Origin of the sequence: Nocardia sp. NPDC051981, assembly GCF_040680715.1 — a bacterium.
Lineage (GTDB): Bacteria > Actinomycetota > Actinomycetes > Mycobacteriales > Mycobacteriaceae > Nocardia.
In genome coordinates, this window is record NZ_JBFAXK010000009.1 from 167,778 (window position 1) to 191,590 (window position 23,813).

Genomic DNA, 23,813 nt, shown 5'->3' on the forward strand with positions numbered 1-23,813 from the left:
CGGCGATATCGGCCAAAGCGAGGCTGATTTAGACGTTCACCCGCGCACGGTAGCCACTGACACCGGCCAGTGGCGAGCTCAATGCCTGCCTCCGATTCGAATGGTCTCGGGAATGTTCCGAGCAGCCCAGGCCTCGGCGAACAGTTCGTGCATCGGACGTGGGGGCAGGATGCGATGGAAAGGGCCGAGGATCTGTGAATCCGTTATTCGGATCAGGTGGTGGGGGAGTTTCATGGTTTCCAACGGGAGGTGGGGCTTCGGTACTTTCTCGGTCCAAGCGCCCGGAATGAAAGCGGTGCGCCCCGCGCGGGCACGTCGGTCCTCCACTACTGGGCCCAGCCTTACCAGTTCTGCTTGGATCTTCTTGTGGTGTGCGGCATTCCAGCCATTCCAGCGCCGTACATTTCGATCTGTGGGATGGGCGAGAGCGAGTAGTTGGAGATAAAGCGCCGCTGAGTCCTCGCTGACGCCGATCGTTGCGGTGACCTGCTCCACCAGCTCTGGGACGCTCTGTCGTGGATCAGCCTCGTAGCGGCCCGGGGCGACGGGTGTTGTGGTCGTTCGTTCGACCATGCGTGAAAGACCGCTCAGCAGAACCTCTTCAGCACGGATCGCGCGAGTCAGCTCTGTCAGGCCGTGGTCGGCGCATGTTCGTAGCGTACGGGCGAAGACATCGGTATCGAGAAGGGCGGCAGGACGTAGGAATGGCGTTGTGTACGAATCGGTCTTTTCGACGACCAGCAGTTCATCGTCGTAGACGACGCGTCCCTGGGGTGCCGGTCCATAGGTGTTGGGCCCGAAGTGTTCGGCGGCTACCTTCGTCAGGTCGAGGGTGATGAGGAGGTCCGGGGCGTGCAGCCGCATGCGCAGGCGGTTGTACAGCTCGTCGAGCCCACGGATGTTCGGATCGCCCGCCGGTCGGTCGGTGAGTGCCCAAACCAGCGCTGTCGCCAAGGACCGGTAGGGATGGTCGTATCGGCTTATCGAGTTCTCCGAGACCGCCCAGAGCCTGCCGTTGTATCCGTTCGGCTCCAACGTGGTGCGGATATCGGTGGTCGCGATCATTGAATGCTCTGGATATCGCAATGCCAGAGCGAATTCTGCGTCCAACCCGGTTGTGGACTCCAGTTCGGCAGTGAACTCCTCCGGAACGTAGGGCTGTCGGCCGATCAACTTGTTCCACACCGCGGCCATCCGTTCGGCGGCGGCGAGTTCGCCCTCTTCCGTCCACAATTCGGCGGGATCGTCGGCCATGCCAGCAGTCAGGAGACGACGACGGCCCTCCGCTTGCAGGCGCCTTGACAGTTCTGCGTACTGCAGGGTGATCTCGTAGGTCGCACGGTATGGGTTCGACCGGAGTACCTTCGCGTGATCCCCGTTGATCCCAACGGACCCATCGCCGCGGTAGGTCAGACGCGGCAAGCCATCGAGGACGAGCCGAGCAACCGTTTCCCGGACACCGGTACGTTCAGCGAGGAGCAGCACTGCCTTCTCTCCTATTGTACGAGCGCCGTTGCACGCCAATAGATCCAGTAGTCGTTCGACGCGCGCTGCGTCGTCACGCACCACCGTGACCATCTCGCCCGACCCGACCTGCCACGCACCGGGTTTCGCGAAAGGCTGAGCAGACCACATAAGCAGTAGTGCGGTCAATGCTGCGCGATCGACGTCAGGTGTACGAGCGTTGATCGCACGCCAGGCCACCGCATCGATGTAGCCCAGTAGCGGTGTCCAGTCCGCGGGCGGTGCGGGCGGACTCATCCGGCGAATGGTGTCGTCGATTTCGCCTGCTAGGAACTGGCCTTCCGCGGCCAGTGCGGTAATCGTGGCAGGCTGAGTGGTGGGATCGGAGTGCGAGTGGTGGTCGAGCAGACCGAAAAGTGCTGGGAGTAGTTCCGAATCCGAGGCGGATGCCGCCGGGGTAACGAGTACACCCGAACGAATCGTCTTGATTCGACGACAGATTTGCTCGAGGTCCTGGACCAGGCGGGCAACTCGGGAGGCAAGCGCGCGTACAGCTCGAGCGAGCACGGGATCGGTGAGTTCAGTAGGAAGTGCGCCGGTCGTGAGCAATGCACGTGTGCTCGCCATGTCCATGCCACGTAGCGCGCGAGATCCCGCGGCATCACGTGGGGTAAGGAAATGCCAGAAGGCCGGCGGTGGAAACATCGGCCGGTGCAGAGGGTCGGCCTGTGGTATCTCGTTTTGGCCGTCCGGGAAGGAACGCACTTCCCACATCGCTGTCTCACCGTCGTGTGCACGCATCAACGCGTGTGCACCCGGCAGGGCGTATGTCATCAGCAGATCGCCCCCGCCCTCCGGCATTCCGATTACACCCCACGGTTTGCCCGAGGATCGAGCTCCCGCGTTCTCGGCGCGCCGACCGTCGATTCCTTCGAGTACATACTCGGGTTGACCAGTTCGATTCTGGGTGATTCGATACCCCACCATCCCGGCCACCGAGCCGAGAGGCGAGGCGTCGACGCCTTTGGGAAGACGCGCATAAGACAGCATCGACCACGCGAGATTCCTGTTCGCCGGGACGTCGACTTCGGTGAAGAACTCCGGTAGGCGACCGGTGTCCCCACGTTCACCAGTGGTCGGGTCCAACTCGGACCAGTGAATTCGTTGTTCGCCGTATCCGAGGTAACTCCATACACGCAATCCGTCGCTCATCTGCCGCGGGCAAGCCCCGACGCCGTGACGGTCGCCCGGCCGCAGCACTCTGCGGCCATCGTGGCGGCCGTCGGGAGTGGCGAACTGATAGCCGAGCGCGCCGCCGTACTCGCTACGGCAGGCGGTCATACCCGCATTGTCACCAGGTGAGAAAGTCTCTTCGGGCGAGCTCGCCCAGAACGCCGTATCCGGCCAGGTCCGCACGGTGCCGCTGGTGTAGCCGACCAGAAAGTCACCGCCCGCATAGAACACCACGTGCGAAAGGGTGTTCGGCGGAAGCTCGAATGCGGTCCCGGCGACTCTGCCATGCGGGGCGATCGCAACCGCGCGGTCGATACCGTAAACGGTGAGCAGCGGCCAGGTGGAAGTCACACCCCGCACGTCGCCCACTTCGGCGATCGCGTTTTCCAGTGCCGACCAACACAACTCGTCGGGTATTCCGGAGCGCAGTGTGCGGAGCAACGGTGCTGCCCCATCCAGGCCCGCCAGCGCGTCCGCTATTCCGTCGAGAGCTCGGACGGTCGGCTGATCCAGTAGTTCGTCGAGTTCGGTGAGAGCCAGTTCGGCCTCCAATAGCCCACCACCCGCGATGCGCTCGATAACGGTGACAATGCGGGCGTGGACGGCACGTTCGATGCCCGGATTCTCCGGCAGCCGCACAATCGCGGTGCTCGTCGTCTGGAGATCGGCATGGACGACGTCCTCGAGCTGCGTGCCCAACACCGGGTCCGCTGCCAGCGCTCGCAGATCACGGCGCGATTTCTCGCCCCAGAAGTGCAACTTCAGATCATCCGCGCCGCCGATGCTCACACCTACTGCCAATAGCGCGTCGGCGAGATCGGCATCCACATGCTCATATGTCTTACGTCCCTGCGACATCGCCACCGAATCACCGGATTCCCGCAGACGTGGTCCTATCCGTTCCACTACGTCGAACAGTTCGGCGGGTAGTTGTTGCTTGGTTATGCCGCCGTTAGTGATATCCCTGAGTCGGTACATCGCGTTGAACCAGCTGACCCAGCCCGCAAGTCCGCGTGGGGGAGTGAGGGTCCCGTTGGCCATGCCGTCGATCGCACCGGCGGCGTCGAGCATGCGTAGCAGCGCCGCGCCGTTGGTGGTAGGAGTAGCCGGAAAAAAGTTCAACAGTCCGGTAAAGCTTTTCGGTCGCGCCTGCGCGAAGACCTTTGCTGCACCGTCGAGCAAGCCGTCGGAGACTTTCGCGGAACTACTGGCGCTGAAAACCTCCGTCAGCACCCGGGCATCCTCCTCGATCCCCATTCCCGCTGCCTTCGCCGAAGCTCTCACCCGCCCCCGCAGTTCCGGACCCAGCGTCACCCCGCCCTGTGCGCACGCGACCAGCAGGCGAACGAACTGGTGGTGCGCCTCCGCGGCCGAACCTACTGTGCTCAACCATTGTTGTTGTGCAACAATCTCTTTCGCCGGCAAGGTACCCGCTCGCGCGAATAGCAAAGCGTTTTCCCGCTGGTAGTCTGCCTGCACTGGAAGCGAACGCTGCCGCTCCACCGTTCGTGCTCGGAGATAGGAGGCCGAAGCTGCCTTCCTGCACCGTGATCCCCAACCCGTCGATTCGTCAGCGCGCGCACTCAGCCAGTGGCCCACCATGTCCCAGACCCACGGTTCGTGTGTCTCGGGCAGCCTTAGGGTTCGAAACCTCACGCCATCGACGAATCTTCCGGGTGGCATCCCCGGCCGAAAGTCCTTCCCCAGTTCCACGACCAGCGTCTCAGCGGCCGCGAGCGCATCAGGATCGCAGGCACGCACCCAATCCGAGTACACCGTCGAGGTTGATGGATCAGACGGCAGCAAGATCAACATGCGCGAATTGTGGCAGGGACCACCGACATCAGATGGTGCGAGCGTGCTTTCTGGTGCGCCATTGATCTTTTCGACTCGTGCATTCGTCACGATCGTCGGCCATGTGGAGCTTGATCGGCCACACTCTGGCATGCTGCCGCGTGAACGAGTGCGTTTGATGGAATCTGATCGTGCGCGAACCCGCGCTGGGCTTCGGTGCCCCCGCCAACTGCAGTGTGGCAGTGCTTAATCAGTCCAAGCGGCGCTACAAGTCTGTCAACATGGGCAAGGTGTCGTCGCGCCGCGTGGTTGGAAGCGGCCAGGTGTTCAGGCGGGTCTTCTGTTCGGAATTGTCGGACGCCGCCCGACGAATTGGCCAGGCGGCGTTGGTGATTTGGGTTGGTCCGGTCAGCCGGGTATGTCGCCGCTGACGATGCGTTGCCAGGCCGTTCGGAACAGGTCCGGTAACGGCTTTCGCGGGGTGCGGGCGCCTTGCATATCGAGAACATCGGATTGTCGCCCGGCCGTGTTGGGGAGTTGGTGGAGGGCGAGTTTCCAGTACTCGCAGCCCGGATCCGTCATCCAGTGGTCCGACAGGAACAGGGATCGGCCTGCGCCTTTGCGTTTCGCACGGGTGACGGGGCCGGTGGCCAGCAGGGTTTGCTGGGCGCGGCGGTGGCGGGTGGTGTCCCAGTTGTTCCAGCGGCGGATGTTCTTGTCGGTCGGGTCGAGCAGGGTGAGCAGCTGCAGGTACAGGGTGGCGGCATCGGGGGTCAGGGTGAAGGCGGTGGCGACGTCGTCGACCAGGTCTGGCACGACCAGTCTTGGATCGGCTTCATACCCGCCGAGTGGCAGGTCGGCGGCGCGAAGGCGGGCGATCATGGCGTCGCAGTCGGGGCCGAGGATCCAATCGAGGTAGGGCAGCGTGGGTTCCCAAGGCCACTGGCCGATGCTGGTGCGCAGCCAGTCGGTCCGCTCGTCTTCGCCATAGTGAGCCGTTCGATATCCGGCTTGCCACCAGTCTCTCGCGCCCGTGCTGCCGACGATGAACCCGTCGTCGTAGCATCGGCGGCCCAGCTCGTCGAGCACCGGCGTCCGGCCGGTGAGGTTGAACAGGGCTGCCATACGCTGGTTGTTATCGCGCATGTCGATATGCAGCTGCATAGTCGGAGTCCGGAGTTGGTGTTGTACTAATTCCAGTGTGCGAGCGGCACCCTCGCGGATTTCGTGGCCCGCGGGCAGGTGTGAATAGGCCCAGCGGCAGGTTTCGAGGAGCTGCCGCCAGTGCGTACGGAACCGCTCATAAAGGTCACCGCCCTGCACGCGGTAATGGCCGTCGCTGTCCTCGGTCAGCTCTCCCGCGATCGGCGAGGTGAGAATCGGCACGACATCGGGGTCGGCCAGCACGCTGGCCAACAGCGCGGCCGGACTGCGGTATCCGATCTTGCTCATGGTGATCCGGAATTCGTTCACTTCCGCGACGGCCTGCTCCGAAACGGCTGTTCGCCGTCCGTATTCGGCGATCCAGGCGTCGGCGGCGCGTACGGCCAGCTCACGCATTCCCTCGGGGTGCCACATCTCTGCCGGGTCCTCGGGCAAGGCGCGGGCCAGCACGGCGAATTCTTCGGTGCGCCGACCGCGCGCGAATTCGAGCATTTCCCTGGCGCCGTCGTCCAAGGCCGCCGGAGTGAGATTGAGCAGGCTCAGCGAGTCCTGCGAGAGGTTGTCGGTTCGGACGGACCAGCCGATGAAGCCTGCGAGCACCAAGATTGCGCAGGCGCGGCTGACGCCGGTGCGGCGCGCGAATTCCGCCGGCGCGGCCGGATCCCATTGCACGGGGCCGCGTTCACGCACGAGTTCCACCACCGCGCGAATCTGAACCGCTGTGCCCCAGCGTGGGCCGACCGGGCGGTGGGTTTCGATGGTGCCCGGCACGGGCGGCTCGCCGTCTCCGTAGCGCGATGCGATGTACCAGTTGCCGAAGCGCCGTCCTGGGAATGCGAGGACAGCACCGTGCGCGTCCTGGGTCAGTGTGATGTCAGGGGCGATTGTGCTGCCTACTCGCAGATCTACACTGGCATCGGCGAAAACGGTATCCGCCCAGACGTCCAGGAACGCCAGCAGATATGAGCGCTGGCGATGGTCGGTAGCCGGGGATATCGCTCGCAATGCTGCGGACCCAACACCGGTGACCAGCGGCTGCCAGGTATTCGCCGACCTGACCAGCTCTTCGGCATCGATGCTGTCCGGAAGATGGTGGCCACGTAGAACATTCGAGACTACTTGCAGCTCGTAGAGAACGCTCGCCTTGCGCCATTGCTGTTCGACGAACCCGTTCAAGGCGTACTCGATGGCGGTTCGATCGTCGAGCGGACGGAAGGTTACGCTATCGGTCGCAGAGGGCGTGTCCGCGGTTGGTGCCGGGGCGGGCGGCTGAACGGGTTCTTCGACGGTTGCGGGAGTCGCGGGCTCGGTTCCTGAACTCGCCTCACGAGCCGCATCCAACCCTCGCCGGAACAGTTCGGACAGTACGACTTCGGGTGTGTGGCCCAAAGTTTCCCAGAAGGTGGATGTCTCCCCATAGGTCCGGTGCACCTCCTGCTTCCACTTCTCGCAGCCGTAGATACTGTCCCAGGGGCCGGGCGGGAATGTGCCGCGCCCCGCTCGGCCGCGCTTGTCGCGCACCACCAGGCCGGACTCCACCAGCGCGGCCTCCGCTTTGCGGTGACGTGCCGGGGTCCACCGGTTCCACCGTCGAATGTTCTTGTCGCTGGGCTGAATTGCCGTCGCCAACTGCAAGTACAGTGCGGCCGCGTCCTCGTCGAGCCCGAACTCGGCGACCACCTGGGCGGTCAGCTCCGGTGCACCTTGGCGGGGATCGATTTCATAGGCGCCGACCGGAACTTCGCCGGTAGCAACGCGTTCGATCATCCGGTCGCAGTCCGGGCCGAACATCCAATCCAGATCGGCGAACAACAGCGCGTATTCGCGCGACGCAATGGCGCGCAGTTCGGCTGTGCGCTCGTCTTTTCCGTAATGAGCGGGCCTAAACTCTAGCGACCAGCCAGTCTGACTGCCGCGTTCGGTCGCGACCAGCAGGCCGTTGTCGAAAGTAGCGTCGGCGGCGGTACCGGCGCGGGCACGCAGGGCCGCGACTGTCTCGACCGGTACGGTCCCCACGTACACCGAGAGATCGGGTTGGCACAGGTGTGCGCGCAACGCTTCGAGGGTCCGCGGAACAGCCGAATGGACCGGGTCACCGGCGGGCAGATGAGCATAGGCCCAGCGGCAGGTCAGCATCATCTGCTGCCAATGCAGTTTCAGGAAGACCGGTTCCCGCGCCCCCGGATCCGTGACCGCGGAACAGAGAGTGGCCGCGCTGAGGCCGCGGTCGCGCCTCCTGTTCAGTTGATCGCGAGCCTTGCCGGCTGCGGCGATCGTGTCCTCGGGTATCGCAGTCCGACGGCCGAAGCAGCGGTTCCAGCTGTCCGCGAAACGCAGCGCGGTGGACTGTATTCCGTCCTCGGTCCAGAGTTCGGCGGGATCATCCGGCAGCGCGTCCGCCCACATCGGCGGCAGCGGGTTGATACTGGCGCGGTAGTCCGCCAATTCCTGCCATGCGTCATCAAGAGCTCCCACGCTCACGCCGATGATGGCCTTGCTCGCCGCACGACGCTCCTTGCGGTCGGCATACGTCGTCACCAACTCGAGCTGTCCGGTGAAGAGCAATCTCGCCGCCGCGGTACTCAGTCCCGCCGATTCCGCGAGTACCTGCGCCGCGGCGGCGGTGTGCGGGAGCGGCCCGCGATCTCGGATCAGGGCGATCAGCGTTCGCAACTGACGTGCATCACCCCAGGGCAGCGACAGCTGTGTCACCTTCTGAATTCGGCCCAGCGTAGGCGGCCCAGCCTGCCCACGCTGCAGATCCACGAACTGAAGGGGAGCCCGGAAACTTGATTCCACCACGACCGCGGCACCCGCCGACTCGGCGACGGCCCACTCCTCCGCTTCGACCGTCCCGTGCCGCAGGGCCGCTGACCGATCCGCGAAAACGGTGTCGGCCCACACCTCGAGGAAAGCCAGCAGATACCGCCGATCATCCTCGGACACCGCCTCCGACGCCGCCCGCACGGCCACCGATGCGATCCCCCCACCCAGATACCTCGACCAGAAGTGCCCGCCCAGCTTCCCTTCGGCGGTCATCAGTTCCGCCGAAATCGCCTGTGCAGTCAACTGATCCGAGGTCAGCCGCAAGGCCAGCAACGGCCGCTCCGTACTGCACCGCCCACTGTGCTCCGTCCCGTACAGCGCGCGCACCAGCGCACCTCGATTGTCCAGCGGATGCGCGGAAACCGCGTCGTGGCGCATACAACCCCTTCGATCCTGCAGCTCTGTGCCGCGAATCGGCAGGCTAGCAATATCTCCCGACAACCGCTCCGCTCATAGATCGGGTGGTGGACACGGATGGAGAAACTATCGGCGCTGTCAGTAGCGTTGCCCCCGATGGTGCTCGAGCGTGGGAAGATTCAGGTGGGACCGGACGAAACGGTGGACTGTGACCACGCAGGATCGGAACCTGCGAGCCAGGGCGCGACCCCTGCGGCGCAAAGTGATTCGGCTGGGTCCGGCGTTTCCTCGTCGCGTGGAGCAAGCTGGGCGCGCTCGGGGTGTAGCCGGCCGGGCTCGCGTCCCTGATCCTGTGGATGGCGCTGGACGAGCCAGCTCATTGTGGTTTCGAAGCGCCCTGTTCGACGGACGGGATCTTGTCCAATGGTCTTGTGGCGCTGGGCAGTGTATGGGGCTTCTGGTTCATCGCAGGGGTGATCGCCTGGGTGATCGGGGTGCGAGCGGCAGCGAAGGACAGCCGCTTCGGCTCGGTACTGGCCTGGGTGAGCGGTGCGGTGGTTTTCGGTGCCGGATTGCTTATCGCCGCCTGGGCTTTGGTGCATGGGATTGACGCCAGCCACGGACCCTAGTTCCTGCCGATTGCGCGCGAGGCGCCCGCAGAGCTCTCGGTCGGGCGGAATCTACTGTGTGGGAGGTGGTCTGGGCTGCCCGGTGGTGTGAGGAGGTGTGATCGTGACGATGGACGCGGACGACAGAGGCGGGACCGTCAATGAGGGCTACGCGTTGTCCGACAGGTCTGCCAAGAACGCCTTTCCCGGCCTGACGACTGTGTCCGGCCACTGGCGGTGCGGCTGATCGGGGTGCTGCGATGGAGCAGGAGCTTGAACGGAAGTTGTTGTCGGAGGGGTGATCTAGCTTTCGCTGTGTGTCCGAGAATATCGACCTCCGTTTGACGATCAGGTTCGACGGTGATGAGGCGCTGGCACGGGCTGTGCACGCTGCAGTGGATGCTGTACTGCTGCATGAGCGCGTCTACTACGAGGTGCCGACGTACTGCGAGTTGACCGACGGCGGAACGTTCGTAGTCTTCGGAGGTACCGATCCTGATCCCCTGATCATCACCCGCTCGGACAAGTGGATGCCTTTGTTGGAGGCGCAGATCAAGCGCTCCGTCGCTGAACTGGTCCCCGATGCGCGAGTCGCGATCGACTGGGGGTTTCCCGACGAGGACTGGGAATTGCCTAGCCTTCCCCGAGACCTCGGGCGTGGCCGGAGGCTCGAGCCCGAGCCTGTCGCCCCACCCGTCGATTGGCGGGACTTCGCCGACCGTCTGGCGCGAGTGCTGGCCGATATGCCCGTAGACGCGTACCTGAGCCTCCGCGCGACCGGCAACCGATACGCCCAGGTCGTCCGCTCGCGCGAGGCTTCGCACGGAGCGATGTATTGCGAGGTGGCGTCCAACCGCTCCGTCGACCCGCAATACCGGATGTCGGTTGAGCAGGAAGCCCTCATCGCTGCCCATGGCTGGTCGCCACCCCCGGGCAACGGGGTCGAGAACTGGGCAAAGGAACTGCACGCACCGCTGACCACGAACGACTATATCGATCTCGCCGAGGCCATTGCGCACGCCCTATCGACTGCGTTGTCGGTAGCCACCCCCGCCGACCTGAAAGTCCAGGCATGGCGAGATGGACTCTCCCAAGCGTTCTCCGTCGAAGCTCTTGGACTGGGCCGACTCCCGCGCCCCTCTGGATCGCGCCCCCTCTCCCGGACACCACTGAAGAGGCAGTCCAAGTTGCTCAGCCTCACAAGGAGATACCTGCGTCGGCCCTGGACGCGGTAGGAGCAGTTACCGCTCGTGAACTGGTATCCGAGCGCGCCGTGCTGATTGTTGCGGCGGTCCGACATGCCGAATCGATCCGCCGGGACGAAGACCTGCGCCGGGTCGCAATAGCCGATCAAGAAGTCGTCACCGACCCGGAACACCACGCGGGAGACGGTGTCCCGGGGCAGGGCGCAGGCCGTCGTGGCCACCGTGCCGTGCGGGTCGATGGTGACGGTGCGGGCGGCGCCGTAGGGCATGAGCGGCGGCCAGTTGGCGGTGACGCCTCGCACCACGCCGATGTCGGTGATGGCGTTCTCCCGTGCGGGCCAGCACAATTCGTCCGATAGCCGGTGCGCAGCGTGCGCGGCACCGGGCCGGTCCCGTCCAGCTCAACCAACGCCTATCCGATGCCGTCGAGCGCCGGCGCGGTGGGCAGATCGAGCAGGTCGTCGAGTTCGGCCGGGCCAGTTCGGCATACAGCAGACCGCCGCCCGAAATCCGTTCCAGCAAGGTGGCGACCCCGCGCGTGGACGGTATTGGTGGCGGCGGCATCGACATCGCGCGCCCGATCCGAATGCGGTGTGGAATCGCGTGGATCGGACGGCAGCGAGATCGACATGCGGTGAGTTGTTGTAGAAGGCAACGGCATTCCGGATGAACGGGATCGGTGGCCGATGGCACGGACGACTGATTGACTACGCCCGGTCCCGGTTGGCCCAGGCGTCGGCGAACATCTCGTGCAGCGGTCGCGGCGGCAGCACACACCGGTAGGGGCCGACGAACGTGTCGCCCGACGTCTGGATCAGATGGTCGGCGAGTTTCGAGGTCTCCAGCGGCAGATCAGGTTTGGGCAGCTCGGTCCACGCGCCGGGCAGGAAGACGGTGCGCCCGGCCCGGGCGCGCTGGTCGGTGCTCACCAGCCCGAGTTCGAGCAGTTCGGTCTGCGCCTTTTTGTGGCGGGCCGGGGTCCAGCCGTTCCATCGGCGCACATTCCGGTCCGTCGGTCGGGCTAGGGTAAGTAGCTGCAGGTACAGCGCGGCGGTGTCGGGCCGCGCTCCGATAGTGGCCGCGACCTCCGCGACCAGGTCCGGGACGCTGTGTCGGGGATCGGCCTCGTACTGTCCGGCCGCGACCGGGGTGCTCGCGGCGTGATCGACCATGCGCGCCAGTCCGGTGGCAAGGACGGCTTCGCAGTGGATGACGTGTGCGAGTTCGTCGAGGCCGTGATCCGCGCAGGTGCGCAGGGAACCGGCGACGGTCTCGGGATCCGACAATGCCGCCGGACGTAGGAAGGCGAGCCGGGAGTCCTGGTCCGCGATCACCAGGCCGTTGTCGAACACGACTCGGCCCGGCTGGGCGTCCGGGTAGGTCTGCGGGCCGAACAATTCGGCCGGGACGCGGATCGGGCCCGGATTGACGAGCAGTTCGGGCACCCGCAGACGATCCCGTAGCCGATCGGACAAGGTGGCTATCCCTGGGGCGCAGCCCCCATCACCCACCGGCCGCTCGGTCAGCGCCCAGGCCAGCGCGGTCGCCAGGTCGCGGTAGGGATTCCAGCGCCGCCAGATCTGCAATCCGGTATGCGGCCGGACCCGGGGCGCGCCGTTGCCATCGGCTCGCAGAGTGCACGGCATGTCGACGGTGGCTTCCGAACTGGTGTCCGGATGTACCAGCGCCAGTGCGAAATTCGCGTCCAGTCCGGTGACCGCGGCGAGCTCCGTCGGGAGGTCTTCGGGAACATAGAGCCGCTTGCCGATGAGCTCGTTCCACACCGCCGCCATGCGCTCGGCGGCCGCGAGATCGCCTTCCTCGGTCCACAATTCGGCGATGTCGGCGGGAATCCCGGCCGCCAGCAGCCGAGATCGTCCGGCCCAGTCCAGCTGACGGGTGATTCGCTCGTACTGGTCGGCGATCTCCTTGGTGGCGCGATAGGGCTTGGTGCGCACCATCTTTTCGTGAGCCGCGCAGGCCAGGGCGTAGTCGCCGCCCAGGTGCATGCGGCGCGGCATCCCGTCCAGCACCAGCCGCGCGATCGGCTCCCGAACGCCGGTGTGCTCCATGAACCGTCGTACCGCCGCCTCACTGGGGAGCCGAGCTCCATTGCGCGCCAGGAGATCCAGCGCTCGGGCGAGGCGGTCTGCCGCGTCGGGCGTGATGGTTACGGTGCGCACGTCCGATGCGTCTGATGGCGGTGTCGCGTGCGCGGGCTGGACGAACATTCCCGAAGCGGTGACGGTGTGTTCGTCTCCGGCCGACGCGGTGCGGCCTACTCGCCATTCCCCGGGCAGTGCGAAAGGTGTCGCGGCCCAGGTGGTCAGCAGTGCGACCAGTGCGGCCCGGTCGGCATCGGGGATGCGGCCGACGATCGCGCGCCGGATGACGGCGTCGATCCGGTCGAGCAGCGGGATCCAGTTCCGCGGCGCGGCGGGTGGACTCATCCGTCGCAGCGTGTCGTCGATCTTCCCGGCGAGGAATTGCCCGTCGGCGGCGATCGCGGTGAGGGTCGCCGGATACGTGACGGCGGGCGCGGCCCCGTTCCAGAAATCGGGGCGCTCACTCCAATCGAGCAGTCCCAGCAGTGCGGGCAGCAGTTCGGAGTCCGGCGCGGCAGCGGGTGGGATGACCAGGGATCCGGATCGGAAGATCGCTACCCGCCGGGAGATTCGCTCGCGCCGCGTGACCAGGTCGATGGCCCGGTCCGCCTGAGCACGGACTCCGTCGGCGAGAGCGGGATCGGCGATTCCGGGCGGCAAGACCCGATCGGCGATCAGGGCGTGCGCGGCTGCGGTGTCGAGGCCGCGCAGCACTCGGGATCCCGCCGGATCGCGGGGGATCAGGAAGTGCCAGAACGCCGGCGGCGGGAAAGCCGGTCGCTCGCGATAGTCGGCGGGCGCCTCCCAGCGCGGATCACGGAACGCGCGCGTCTCCCACAGCGGGCTCTCGCCGTCGTGCGCGCGGATGGGTGCGACTTCCCCGATCCGGTTCGAGGATCCGTAGGTCATCAGCAACTCGCCGCCGTCCTCGGGGAATCGGGCCAGACCCCACGGCGGACTCACCTGCTGTCCGCCTGCGAAAGTCGCGTGGCGGCCGTCGATGCCCTCCATCACATAGCCCGACAGCCCGTGACGATCGACGAGGACCCGGTATCCGGCCTGGCCCGACACCGAGCCGAGCGGTGAGGCGGTAACCGTCTCGGGCAGGCGCGCGTAGGACAGCTGGCGATCAGCGAGTTTCTTGCCCTCCGGGAGCTCGAGGTCGGTGAAGAAGGCGGGCAACGAAGCGGATTCCGCACGGGCGCCCGTTGCCGGGTCCACCTCCGCCCAGTGGGCCAGTCCGGCCCGGTAACCCTCGAAACTCCACACCGCCGTGCCGTCGCTGAGCTGCCACCGGCACTCGCCGATGCCGTGCCGATCACCGGGCCGCAGGATCCGCTCACCGTCATGGCGACCATCGGTGGTGGCGAATTGGTACCCGAGCCCGCTGTACATGCTGCGGCTGTCCGACATACCGAATCGCTCGGCCGGCACGAAGGTTTGCGCCGGGGAGCTCGCCCAGAATGCGATATCGGGTGTCACGTGCTCGGTGCTGTATCCGATCAGGAAGTCACCGCCCGCGTGGAACACCACGTGCGAGACGGTGTCCGGAGGTAGGGCGAAATCCGCCTCCGCGACCCTGCCGTGTGGGGCGAGGGCGAGGGCGCGGTCGTCGCTGTAGAGGGTGAGCACTGGCCAGGTGGCCGTCATCCCGCGCACCGTGCCGAGCTCGGCGATCGCCTTCTCCCATGTGGGCCAGCACAATTCGTCCGGGATTCCGGCATGCAGGGTACGCAGCAGCGGGCCGGTGCCGTTCAGGGCGGCGAGGGCTTCCTCGATGCCGTCGAGCGCTCGCACGGTGGGCAGATCGAGGAGGTCGTCGAGTTCGGCTAGGGCCAGCTCGGCATCCAGCAGCCCGCCGCCCGCGACCCGCTCGAGCAGGGCGACGATGCGGGCGTGGACATTACGTGCGATGCCGGGATTCTCCGGCAGCCGGACGATGGCGGTGGTCGAGGTCCCGCGGTCGCGGTGCACGGTGGCTTCCAGCCGCGGCCCCAGCACCGGGTCCGCGGCAAGCGCGACCAGGTCGCGCCGTGATCGCTCGCCCCAGAACTGCAGGTTGCCGTGCCCGGGTTCGGCGATAGCGGCGCCGACCGTTACCAGCGCGTCAGCGAGCTCGGTATCGATGGCGAGGCGGCCGTACTTGCTGTTCGAGAGGTTCACGGGCGCACCGGATTCGCGTAGTCGCGGGCCGATCCGTTCGATCGTGTCGAACAGCTCCGGGGCGAACTGCTGTCTGGTGATGCCGCGGCCCCCGCCTCCGGTGTAGCTGTACAGATAGACGAATCGGCTGATCCAGCCCGCCAATCCGATCGGGGGAGTGAGCGTTCCGTCTGCCATGCCGTCGATCGCCCCGGCGGCGTCCAGCATCCGCAGCAGTGCCCCGCCGTCGGCGCCCGTGTCCGGGAACAGATCCAGCAGGGTCCCGGCATCACCCGCTCGATGCCGGGTGAATACCTTTGCCGCGCCGTCGAGCAGCCCGTCGGGCACCTTGGTCGCCCGGCAGGCGCCGAACACCCGCATCAGCACTCGGGTGTCCTCGTCCACCCCCAGCCCGGCCGCCTCGGCCGAGGCCCGCACCCGGCGGTTCAGGTCCGCCCCGAGCCCGGCGCCGCCCTGCGCCAGGGCTACCAGCAGTCGCACGAACTCCCGGTGCGAGTCGGCCGCCGAGCCCAGGGTGCTGAGCCAGCGTTGATGCCCCGCAACCTCTTTCACCGGCAGGGCGCCCACCCGCGCGAACAGTAGGGCGTTCTCGCGCTGGTAGTCGACGTGCACCGGCAGGCAGTGCTCACGCTCCGCCGACCGGGCCTGGCCGTAGGCCCGCGCGGCGGCGGTCCCGCACCGCGTTCCCCAATAGGATGCGCCTACGCTGCCACACAGCCACTGTCCCACCATGTCCCAGCACCAGGGCCGATGCGATTCGGGCAGTTCCCGAACCCGGGCCGGGATCCCGTCCACGAACCCGCCGGGGGTCTTGGCTTTCCGGAACTCCGTGCTCCACCGGGTGACGAGCGCTTCCGCGCTGTCGATCGCGGTGGGATCGAAGGCACGCACCCAATCCGAGTAGAGCGTGGAATTCCGTGGATCGGACGGTGGCAAGATCAACATGCCGCGAATTGTTGCAGAGGGCAACGACATTCCGTCCGGTGATCCAGCAGGGCGAGCGCGCCCCAATCGGGCGGCAGGCGACGCAGCTGGGCGATGGTGCGGGTGTCGTCGGCGACCACGAACCAGAGGGTGAGGGCGTCGGGGGTGCGCTCGTAGGTGGTTGATCCAGGGTTCGACAGCCAAGCGGGAACATCCTGCGCTGCGGCGGGTCGTGCTGACCGAACCGGCCGGCGCGGACAGGCCGAAGACCGACGGACCGAGCTGATCTGAGGTCATCAACCCCCTGGTGATACCCAAATCGTGATCTTACGGAATGTCTAAAAACACCCCTCCGCGTGCAACTTCCAGAGGGGAGTCGTGTCAGTTGTTCCCCCGGTGAGATTCGAACTCACACTTGACGGCACCTGAGACCGTTGCCTCTTCCTTTGGGCTACGAGGGAATGGGGGTGGGGGAGGGGATATGGAAAGGGCCGCTCTCCGTGGCGTTTTGCCCGGAAGCGGCCCTGGCGGGGGCGGTGATGCCGAGGCCGCTAGGAGACGCTCCGGACGCCGAGTCGGACGCGGAGCAGGCGGGCGAGGTCGAACGTGGTTGCGGGCTGAATCAGCTCGGTCATGGGGGCCGCCTTTCCGGTGTCGTCGGGTGGAGGTGTTGGAACTACGGTAGCAACGGGATCCGAAGCGGTAAAACAATTTTCGGGGTTGGGGGTGGGAGCTCGGCGGTCAGCTTCCGGTGCGCTTCAACCTCGCCCCGCCCACCGGTCGGGCCTTGGCGCACATCCTCACCGGCCGCCAGGATTCGGCGGTGTCCTGGGGCCGCATCGCCGACGCGGCGACCCCCGACCACGACCGCACCCGCATCGTGCCCGTCCGGCAGGTCGAAGGCGGAGTGCGGCGGGCCATCGGCACCCCACACCTGGCCAACCTCCCGAACGCCCACGCCCTGGCACTCCTCCCGCCGGGATCCGGCCGCGGCACCCTGGTCGAATTGCTTCCACGATGACCCGTTCAGCACTCGATCCGCGGAGCGCGCCTCGGCGTCACGGTCGGGAATGCTGGTTCGCCCGCGCGGTTACAGAGGCGGGAGGGATCGGTTGCGGAGGTGAGCGGTGGCGGTGAGTGAAGCGGGCGTTCGGGTTGTGCCGGGCGCGGATCGCGGGCGCTGGCGGAACGAGTGGCTCGATTCCCGGCAGTCGTTTCCGGCCACCGGCAATTTCGATCTGGCGGCGAATGCCCACGGGCTGCTGATGATCCACAACGAGGACATCGTCGACCCCGGTGAGGGGTTCGACACCCATCAGCATCATGACATGGAAATCGTGACCTGGGTATTGGAAGGGACGGTGGTCCACCAGGATTCGGCGGGTCACTCGGGTCTGATTCATCCCGGTATGGCGCAGCGGATGAGCGCGGGCACCGGGATTCTGCATTCGGAGCGCAACGGCGCCGGCCTGCTGGAGCGGCAGCGCCTGCACGTCGTCCAGATGTGGGTGCCGCCCCACGAGCCCGGAGCCGCTCCCGGATACCAGGAGCGGGACATCACCGCGGAGTTGGCGGGGAACTCGCTGATCACCGTCGCATCGGGCATCCCACGCGACCGCGACCGGACGGCGATCGTCATCGGGAACAGGTATGCGGCCTTCCACGCGGCGCGCCTGGAACCGGGCCATACGGTGCAGATTCCGGACGCGCCCTACGGCCACGTCTTCGTGGCGCGGGGGAGTGTCGAATTCGAGGGCTGCGGCGTGCTGACCCACGGCGACGCCGTGCGATTGACCGCCACCGGCGGCCATCGGGTCACCGCTGTCGAGCCGAGCGAACTGCTCATCTGGGAGATGCACACGACCTTCGCCTGATCGTGCCCATTTTCCGACGGAGTCGATCCCTCGGATCTCGACTTCAGGCCGCAGACTGCATACCAGGAAATGTGCTCTTGATTGCCCGGAACCGAGCAGGCGAAACGGCTACGGCGGGACTGAGGGAGAATGGGGTCGTGGGCGACGCAATGAAGAAGAAGTTCGGAGATCGGCTCGGCATTCGGGCGGTCGTGGCGGGAGCGGGTGCCGCGGCACCCGTCGGCGGCTAGGTCGATGTCGGATCGGGAAGTACCAGGACGCGGATCCCTGCCGGGACCCGGTGGGAGCAGGTTCGATGCGGTGGAACGGCTACGCAGGCAGCTGGAGGCACTGAAGGCCGCCGAGCGCGGCGACGCCGACGCCAAGGATGCCTCGTCGAATATCACCAGGCTGCCGCGTCGCCCGCGGCGCAAGAACGAAGAAGCCGCCGAGCGTCCGCACCAGCCGTGGCGTCCGGAAGGCGGCTCGGTCTACGACCCCGCGCCGACCCGGCCGGTGCTGCGATCCGAGCTGCAGCGCGAGACCGGGTGGTGGCCCGTCGACCCCGGCCCGGGGCCGTACCCCGCTCCGGTCAACGATTCGGGTAGTGCCGAGCAGGAGGGGAGTGTCATCGACCTCGGCGCCATGCGGCGCAAGCGAGCCGGTGACGATGCCCCGGCCACCGGTATTCGACCCGTGGCCCGACCGCGCAGAATCGGACCCGCCGCGGGTGAGGGATCCGCACCGGACAGTGGCAGTGACCCCGATCTTCCACCACCGGACGGACCCGCTCGGCGGCCCTGAACCCTCGACGACGCGCCCGCGCAGACCGCCGGTGGAGCCAGCTCCTGCCGGCAGGAGTCACTCGACTCAGTCGTCGAGGCGTACGCGAAGCACGTCGCCGCGGCCGGTGGCAACCATGAGATCCCGGTCTGAGCCGGGGACCGTCGCTACCGCGGCCAGTGGGTCCCTGCTCAACAGCGAGCAGCTGATGTGGGTGTCGGGGTCGACGCGGAGCAGGGTGCCGGCGGTCGTGGCGGTGTAGAGAAATCCGCCGGGGCCGACCGCCAGGTCGTCGGCGAGTGGGGTGTCGGTGGTGGTGCTCTGGCGGGTCGGGTCGGCGATCGGGATCTGGACGAGCCTGCCCTGCGGGGTGAGGTAGACCGTCGTGTAGATCGAATCACCATGGACGGCAATGCCGTTGACGCCGAATACCTTCGCCTGTGCCGACCACTCGGTGTCGACGGTGCCATCACGCCGGACCCGGACCACCCCGGACCCGGTATCGGCGACGTACAGACTGCCCTCGGTGTCGAAGACAGCACCGTTGGCCATGCTCAGGCCGCCGACGAAGGTCTCGGGAACCGGTGTGGCGGCGGTCGGGTCGAAACGGACCACACCGCTGTCGTGACGGCCGGGCAGCAGGTTCACCGAGTTGTCGCCGTAGACGACATACAGCAGCTGATCGGGTCCGAGGCGGATCGCGCCGGGCGAGCTGACCGGGACGGTCGCGGTGACCCGGCCCGCACTGTCGTAGCGCTGCACTTCATTCCGGTACAGCCGCGCGACCCACAGGTTGCCCTGCGCGTCGAATCCGAGGTTCTCGGCCCAGTCGACGAACGGGATCACCGCGGTGGCGACGGTCGAGACGGTGACAGCAGGGCATGAAACCGGTTGGGACCGAGCGGTTCCCGGCGCGGCCAGACCAGCGGCCGCCACCGCGAGCAGGGTCGCGCCCGCCGCGGCGATCCGATACGGCCGAGTGTTCGTGTGGGGGAATGGCTTCACGGTCGGTGATGGTAGGTACCAGAACCGGTCGGTTGCCTGGGTGCGTTATACCCAGGCAACCGCGGCACCCAGGCGCGCCAGGCGCGCGGCGGTCGGGCTGCCGGGCTCGGCCTGATAGACCATCAGCCGCTGGCCCGCGGCGGCGCGCACATCGAAGGACTCGTAGGTCAGGAACAGCTGACCGGCGTCGGGATGGCAGAACTCCCGGGGTTCGGTCGTCGCGGTGCACAGCGTGTAGGAATGCCACAGTTCGGCGAATTCCATACTGGCCGTGGTGAGTTCGGCGACCACGTGACGCAGGCGTGGATCCTCCGGATACAACGCCCCCGCCTGTCGGAAGCCCGCGACCATGGCCTGGCAGGTCCACGTCCAGTCGACGCAGAACCGGCGAGCGGCCGGTTCGAGGAACGTCATGCGGGCCAGATTGTCGACGCGCGGGAATCCGGAGAAGAACGCGCGGGCGATGGCATTGGCGGCGAGGATGTCCATGGCCGGGTTCAGCACCAGGGCCGGCGCGGCCGGATAGCCGTCGACGATGCGGCGCAGCGTGGGGCTGACCGTCTCGTCCGGGCTCGGATGTCGCGCGGGCGGGGCCACCCCCGCGAGGCGGTAGAGGTGTTCGCGCACAGCCTCGTTCAGTCGCAGCGCACCGCTCAGCGCCTCCAGCATCTGCGCCGACGGGTGGCGCTCCCGCCCTTGTTCGAGGCGGGTGTAGTAGTCGCTGTTCATTCCGGCGAGCTCGGCGACCTCCTCGCGGCGCAGCCCCGCCACCCGGCGGCGGCCGTGCGAGATCAGCCCGATGTCCTCGGGACGCAGTGCCGCGCGGCGGGCGCGCAGAAAATCGCCGAGCTCGTTGCCGGTCATGCCGACCACGCTAGGTGCTCGCCGCCGCCGGTCGCCCGGCGGCGGCCCTACGGCGTCAGTAGGTGTAGAAGCCGCGACTGGTCTTGCGGCCGAGGTAGCCCGCGTCAACCATGCGGCGCAGCAGCACCGGGGGCGCGTACTGCGGCTCGCCGAATTCGGCGTACAGGGATTCGGCGACCGCGAGGGTGACGTCGAGGCCCACGGTGTCGGTGAGGCGGAGCGGGCCCATGGGGTGGGCGCAGCCGCTGACCATGCCCTCGTCGATGTCCTCGGCGCTGGCGAAGCCGGTCTCGAACATGCGGATCGCGCTGCAGAGGTACGGGATCAGCAGGGCGTTGACGATGAAGCCGGCCTGATCCTTGGACTCGATGGTCCGCTTCCCGAGGATGTCGCGGGCGTAGGCGGTGACCTTGTCGACGACCTCGCGGTCGGTCTTGAGGGTCACCACGATCTCGACCAGCGGCAGCACCGGGACCGGGTTGAAGAAGTGCACACCCACGACGCGGCCCGGGTTGGCGGTGGCATTGGCCAGCCGGATGACCGGGATGGACGAGGTGTTGGTGGCCAGGATGGTCTCGGGGGAGACGATGGCGTCCAGCTTGGCGAAGAACTCGGTCTTCAGCGTCTCGATCTCGGGGGCCGCCTCGATGACCAGCTCGCGGTCGGCGAAGTCGTCGATCGAGGTGGTGAGGGTGATGCGGGCGCGGGCCTCGTCGGCCGCGGCCTGCTCGAGGCGGCCGGACTTGACCGCGCGGGCCAGGGACTTCTCGATCCGTGAGACGGCGGCGTCGGCCGCCGCGGTGTCGCGCTCGAGAACCAGGACCGACCCGCCTGCGCGGGCGGCCACCTCGGCGATGCCGGCACCCATGGTGCCGCCGCCGATCACGCCGATGCGTTGCACTTACTTCTCCTTGTACCTCGGGGAAATCGCCACCTATCTTGCTCGACCACCCGTGACCGCGTTCCGCCGGGCGGCAGCGGCAACAGCCACTGGACAGTGTGCGTGTCTCAGGCCACAGCTCCGGATCGGCGGCACTCCGGCCCGGTACTGTCCAGAGCCGTCAAACATGCTGAGCGATCATCATGGGCGATTACCCCCGAGCGAGCCCCGAGCCGACGCAGACCGGTCCGGGGCTCGATCGGTCACATTGAGCGTCCGGCCCATCGTGCCCATTCCAGCCGTCGGCGGCTCGTGCCGAGCCAGGAACCGCCGATGTTCGACGGTGATCCAGCCGACGCCGGCGATCAGTGCGATCGCGGCCGCGGCGGCCCACAGATCGGTCCAGCTGCGACCGGGCGTCATGGCCAGCGCGATGACACCGACCAGCAGCAGGGCGAAGCCGGGCCACGACACACCGTCCAGGAGAGTCGGTACCGTGGCGCCCTCGGGTGGCTCACGGACCGTTTCGGGGTGGAGATTGCGTGGCATAGGAGCGCGCTCCTTCCGGTTCGTACACTGCCCTGCCCATCGGGTTCCCGATTGCGCGCTCCCGAAACAGGTCGCTGTCGGCAGTGCCCCACCGTGCGCGGCCCGAAATATGTTGTGTACGAACACGAATCAGAAAATTCGTGTGCGCCCGCCGATTTGTGAACGCGCCGGTGCCGAGTGCCTTCCCGCTGGAGTCAGTCCCAGGCGCCGCTGTCGACGACCCAGATGCCGTGGCTGCCCTGTGTCACCGGCTGACCGACCTGCAGCGTGAGTTTGCTGCCGTCCTGATTGGTGACCACGACGCTGGTCGGACCGTCCGCGGCGGCCTGAACAGTGGCCCATCCGAATCGCTGCTGCACGAAGGCCTTTGCGACCTGGACGCGATCCAGGCGCCACGGCTGGTGGCCGCTGTCCACGCCCTGCTGCAGGTCACGGGCTTGCTGAGCGGTGAGTCCCTCACCGGGAAACGTCTTCCCGGCTTGCGGTTCGGTGCTCGTCTCCGGCTGCTTCGACGGTGGCCGAGTCGGCACGACCGGGGGCTCGGCCACCAATGACGTTGTCGGCACCGGGGGTGTCTCAGGTACCGAGCCCGGGACGGTAGCCGTCGCCGCGGCAGTAGCTGTCGCCGATGGGCTCGTGGGCGCGACCGTCGACGTCGTCGTGCAGCCCGCAACCACTGCCGCACAGGTGAGGACGCCGACAACGGTCGCCCCCGCCCGCTGCCCCACCAGCGCGAACGTGATCGACCGACGGCTGACATGTGTGCTGCGCATAGGTCTCCCCTGACCTTGAACCCGAATCACCCCGACCACGATCCACAATGGATCCGCTGCCCCTGATGTCGTCCCACCGAACCCGATCGTTAACCGCCAAAACCATTCTGGAGCAGACCTTCCGAACCCCGTCGGCGATCCCCTCGAATCCAATGCGAAACGTCGCCGCCCAACCGACCGGAGTTTGTTGGTGCGGTGCACCGGATTCAGTGGCTGACCTGTGCCGGTTCGGCGGAGGCGTCGCCGCCCATCCATCGCGATCCGCCGGATAGCAGGTGAGCCACGTGATCCACACCCACGACGGGGTGCAACAACGCCTGCTCGATTCCGCCGTCGCCGAGGAAACGATGTCGGGTGCCAGTAGGTCGAGCAGGCCCTGCAGGTCTCCGGTGTCGATGGCCCGGCGGAACGCCCCCAGCGCCGCCCTGGCCTCGACCGCGGAAAGACCCGCGCGGGATTCGCCGCGAAGCACTCGCTGCCACCTGAACAGGCCCGTCCGCTCGGTGTCGTACCCCAGAGGTAGGTTCGCCGGTATGCAGCCTGCTACCGCCATGGTCGCGGATGTCGTCGCGGCGATCACGCCCTTCGACGAACTCGAACGGCAGCACCGCGCAACCACATTGGAGTGGCTCGCGTCGACCGACGACATCTTCCGGCGCGTCAAACCCGCCACGCCGTCACCGCATCTTGTCGCCTATGTGGTGCTGGTCGATCCCCGCCAGCGCGGGATCTTCCTCGGCCGGCATCGGATGGCGGGTCTGCACCTGCCGATGGGCGGCCATGTCGAGGCCGGCGAGCATCCACGGGATACCGCCCGACGCGAGGCGGGGGAGGAACTCGGCATCGAACCGGTCTTCGACCTGGTCGGGGAGCATCCGCTGTTCCTCACCCGGACAACCACAGTGGGGCAGGCGGCGGGCCATATCGATGTGTCGCTCTGGTACGTGATCCGCGGCGACCGCACCCGCGACTATCCGCTCGACCCGACCGAGTTCGACGGCGGCCAGTGGTGGGACCTCGACCCGGACCGCCTGCCCGCCACCGATCCCCACCTGCCGCGATTCATTCTGAAGCTCGACGACTGTCAGCGGGGTGCTGCGGTCACGACGGCTTGATTGCCGTCGAACCGGGTCGTGCGGGGTCCTGGTAGGGTGGCCGGATGCTCATCGAGGTCGACAGACTCTAGCCGCCTACTCGAAGGCGGCGTTGCGATCACACCTGCTGCACGGCGTTCCGAATCGGGAATGGGCCGTTGATTTCTGG

At 66.9% G+C, this 23,813-nt stretch carries 17 protein-coding genes and 1 tRNA gene; 7 read left to right on the plus strand and 11 right to left on the minus strand.

Translation table 11 applies throughout. From position 1 onward, the window contains the following. Positions 1 to 78: 78 nt before the first annotated feature. On the minus strand, positions 79 to 4,512 hold the full coding sequence (locus AB0L60_RS18505) for a hypothetical protein (protein ID WP_364615010.1): 4,434 nt from the start codon (positions 4,510 to 4,512) through the stop codon (positions 79 to 81). Between the two features lie 170 nt (positions 4,513 to 4,682). On the opposite strand from AB0L60_RS18505, the gene AB0L60_RS18510 reads away from it, so the two are divergent. Next, complete coding sequence (locus tag AB0L60_RS18510; protein ID WP_364615013.1) at positions 4,683 to 4,922, plus strand: hypothetical protein; 240 nt, start codon at positions 4,683 to 4,685, stop codon at positions 4,920 to 4,922. Here the strand turns inward: AB0L60_RS18510 and AB0L60_RS18515 are convergent. After that, the gene (locus AB0L60_RS18515; protein WP_364615016.1) at positions 4,900 to 8,859 is read right to left on the minus strand and encodes a hypothetical protein; all 3,960 of its coding nucleotides are present in this window, start codon (positions 8,857 to 8,859) and stop codon (positions 4,900 to 4,902) included. The genes AB0L60_RS18510 and AB0L60_RS18515 overlap by 23 nt on opposite strands. A 335-nt stretch (positions 8,860 to 9,194) precedes the next feature. On the opposite strand from AB0L60_RS18515, the gene AB0L60_RS18520 reads away from it, so the two are divergent. Then, the gene (locus tag AB0L60_RS18520; protein ID WP_364615019.1) at positions 9,195 to 9,467 is read left to right on the plus strand and encodes a hypothetical protein; all 273 of its coding nucleotides are present in this window, start codon (positions 9,195 to 9,197) and stop codon (positions 9,465 to 9,467) included. 296 nt (positions 9,468 to 9,763) lie between these two features. Beyond that, a complete protein-coding gene (locus tag AB0L60_RS18525) occupies positions 9,764 to 10,681 on the plus strand; it encodes a hypothetical protein (RefSeq protein ID WP_364615022.1) in 918 nt (305 codons plus the stop codon). 382 nt (positions 10,682 to 11,063) lie between these two features. Here AB0L60_RS18525 and AB0L60_RS18530 read toward each other — a convergent pair whose 3' ends face one another. From AB0L60_RS18530 to AB0L60_RS18545, 4 genes are all read right to left on the minus strand, one after another. Continuing rightward, positions 11,064 to 11,282 carry a hypothetical protein gene (locus AB0L60_RS18530; RefSeq protein ID WP_364615025.1) on the minus strand — a complete coding sequence of 73 codons (219 nt, stop codon included), beginning with the start codon at positions 11,280 to 11,282 and terminating at the stop codon, positions 11,064 to 11,066. 76 nt (positions 11,283 to 11,358) lie between these two features. Beyond that, positions 11,359 to 15,864, minus strand: a complete 4,506-nt coding sequence (locus AB0L60_RS18535) for a hypothetical protein (RefSeq protein ID WP_364615028.1) — start codon at positions 15,862 to 15,864, stop codon at positions 11,359 to 11,361. Beyond that, complete coding sequence (locus AB0L60_RS18540; protein WP_364615031.1) at positions 15,858 to 15,983, minus strand: hypothetical protein; 126 nt, start codon at positions 15,981 to 15,983, stop codon at positions 15,858 to 15,860. The genes AB0L60_RS18535 and AB0L60_RS18540 overlap by 7 nt, the downstream gene beginning before the upstream one ends. A gap of 248 nt (positions 15,984 to 16,231) precedes the next feature. After that, positions 16,232 to 16,304 (minus strand) — tRNA-Leu (locus AB0L60_RS18545). Between the two features lie 290 nt (positions 16,305 to 16,594). Here AB0L60_RS18545 and AB0L60_RS18550 point away from each other — a divergent pair. The 3 genes from AB0L60_RS18550 (at position 16,595) to AB0L60_RS18560 (ending at position 18,500) form a co-directional block, all read left to right on the plus strand. Then, entirely contained in the window at positions 16,595 to 16,864 is a 270-nt protein-coding gene (locus AB0L60_RS18550; protein ID WP_364615034.1) for a hypothetical protein, read from the plus strand. Between the two features lie 106 nt (positions 16,865 to 16,970). Then, positions 16,971 to 17,717, plus strand: a complete 747-nt coding sequence (locus AB0L60_RS18555; RefSeq protein ID WP_364615037.1) for a pirin family protein — start codon at positions 16,971 to 16,973, stop codon at positions 17,715 to 17,717. A gap of 300 nt (positions 17,718 to 18,017) precedes the next feature. Continuing rightward, positions 18,018 to 18,500 (plus strand): hypothetical protein, encoded by a 483-nt coding sequence (locus AB0L60_RS18560; RefSeq protein ID WP_364615040.1) that lies wholly within the window; start codon positions 18,018 to 18,020, stop codon positions 18,498 to 18,500. Positions 18,501 to 18,566: 66 nt separating this feature from the next. Here the strand turns inward: AB0L60_RS18560 and AB0L60_RS18565 are convergent, their stop codons facing one another. The 5 genes from AB0L60_RS18565 to AB0L60_RS18585 form a co-directional block, all read right to left on the minus strand. After that, on the minus strand, positions 18,567 to 19,484 hold the full coding sequence (locus tag AB0L60_RS18565) for a hypothetical protein (RefSeq protein WP_364615043.1): 918 nt from the start codon (positions 19,482 to 19,484) through the stop codon (positions 18,567 to 18,569). Between the two features lie 45 nt (positions 19,485 to 19,529). Further along, entirely contained in the window at positions 19,530 to 20,348 is an 819-nt protein-coding gene (locus tag AB0L60_RS18570; RefSeq protein ID WP_364615046.1) for a helix-turn-helix transcriptional regulator, read from the minus strand. A 55-nt stretch (positions 20,349 to 20,403) separates the two neighbouring features. Continuing rightward, entirely contained in the window at positions 20,404 to 21,249 is an 846-nt protein-coding gene (locus AB0L60_RS18575; RefSeq protein ID WP_364615049.1) for a 3-hydroxybutyryl-CoA dehydrogenase, read from the minus strand. A 180-nt stretch (positions 21,250 to 21,429) separates the two neighbouring features. Continuing rightward, positions 21,430 to 21,777 carry a hypothetical protein gene (locus AB0L60_RS18580; protein WP_364615052.1) on the minus strand — a complete coding sequence of 116 codons (348 nt, stop codon included), beginning with the start codon at positions 21,775 to 21,777 and terminating at the stop codon, positions 21,430 to 21,432. A gap of 194 nt (positions 21,778 to 21,971) precedes the next feature. After that, the gene (locus AB0L60_RS18585; protein ID WP_364615055.1) at positions 21,972 to 22,325 is read right to left on the minus strand and encodes an acyl transferase; all 354 of its coding nucleotides are present in this window, start codon (positions 22,323 to 22,325) and stop codon (positions 21,972 to 21,974) included. A 758-nt stretch (positions 22,326 to 23,083) separates the two neighbouring features. Between AB0L60_RS18585 and AB0L60_RS18590 the strand changes: the two genes are divergently transcribed. Next, on the plus strand, positions 23,084 to 23,665 hold the full coding sequence (locus AB0L60_RS18590; RefSeq protein WP_364615058.1) for an NUDIX hydrolase: 582 nt from the start codon (positions 23,084 to 23,086) through the stop codon (positions 23,663 to 23,665). Positions 23,666 to 23,813 lie beyond the last annotated feature (148 nt).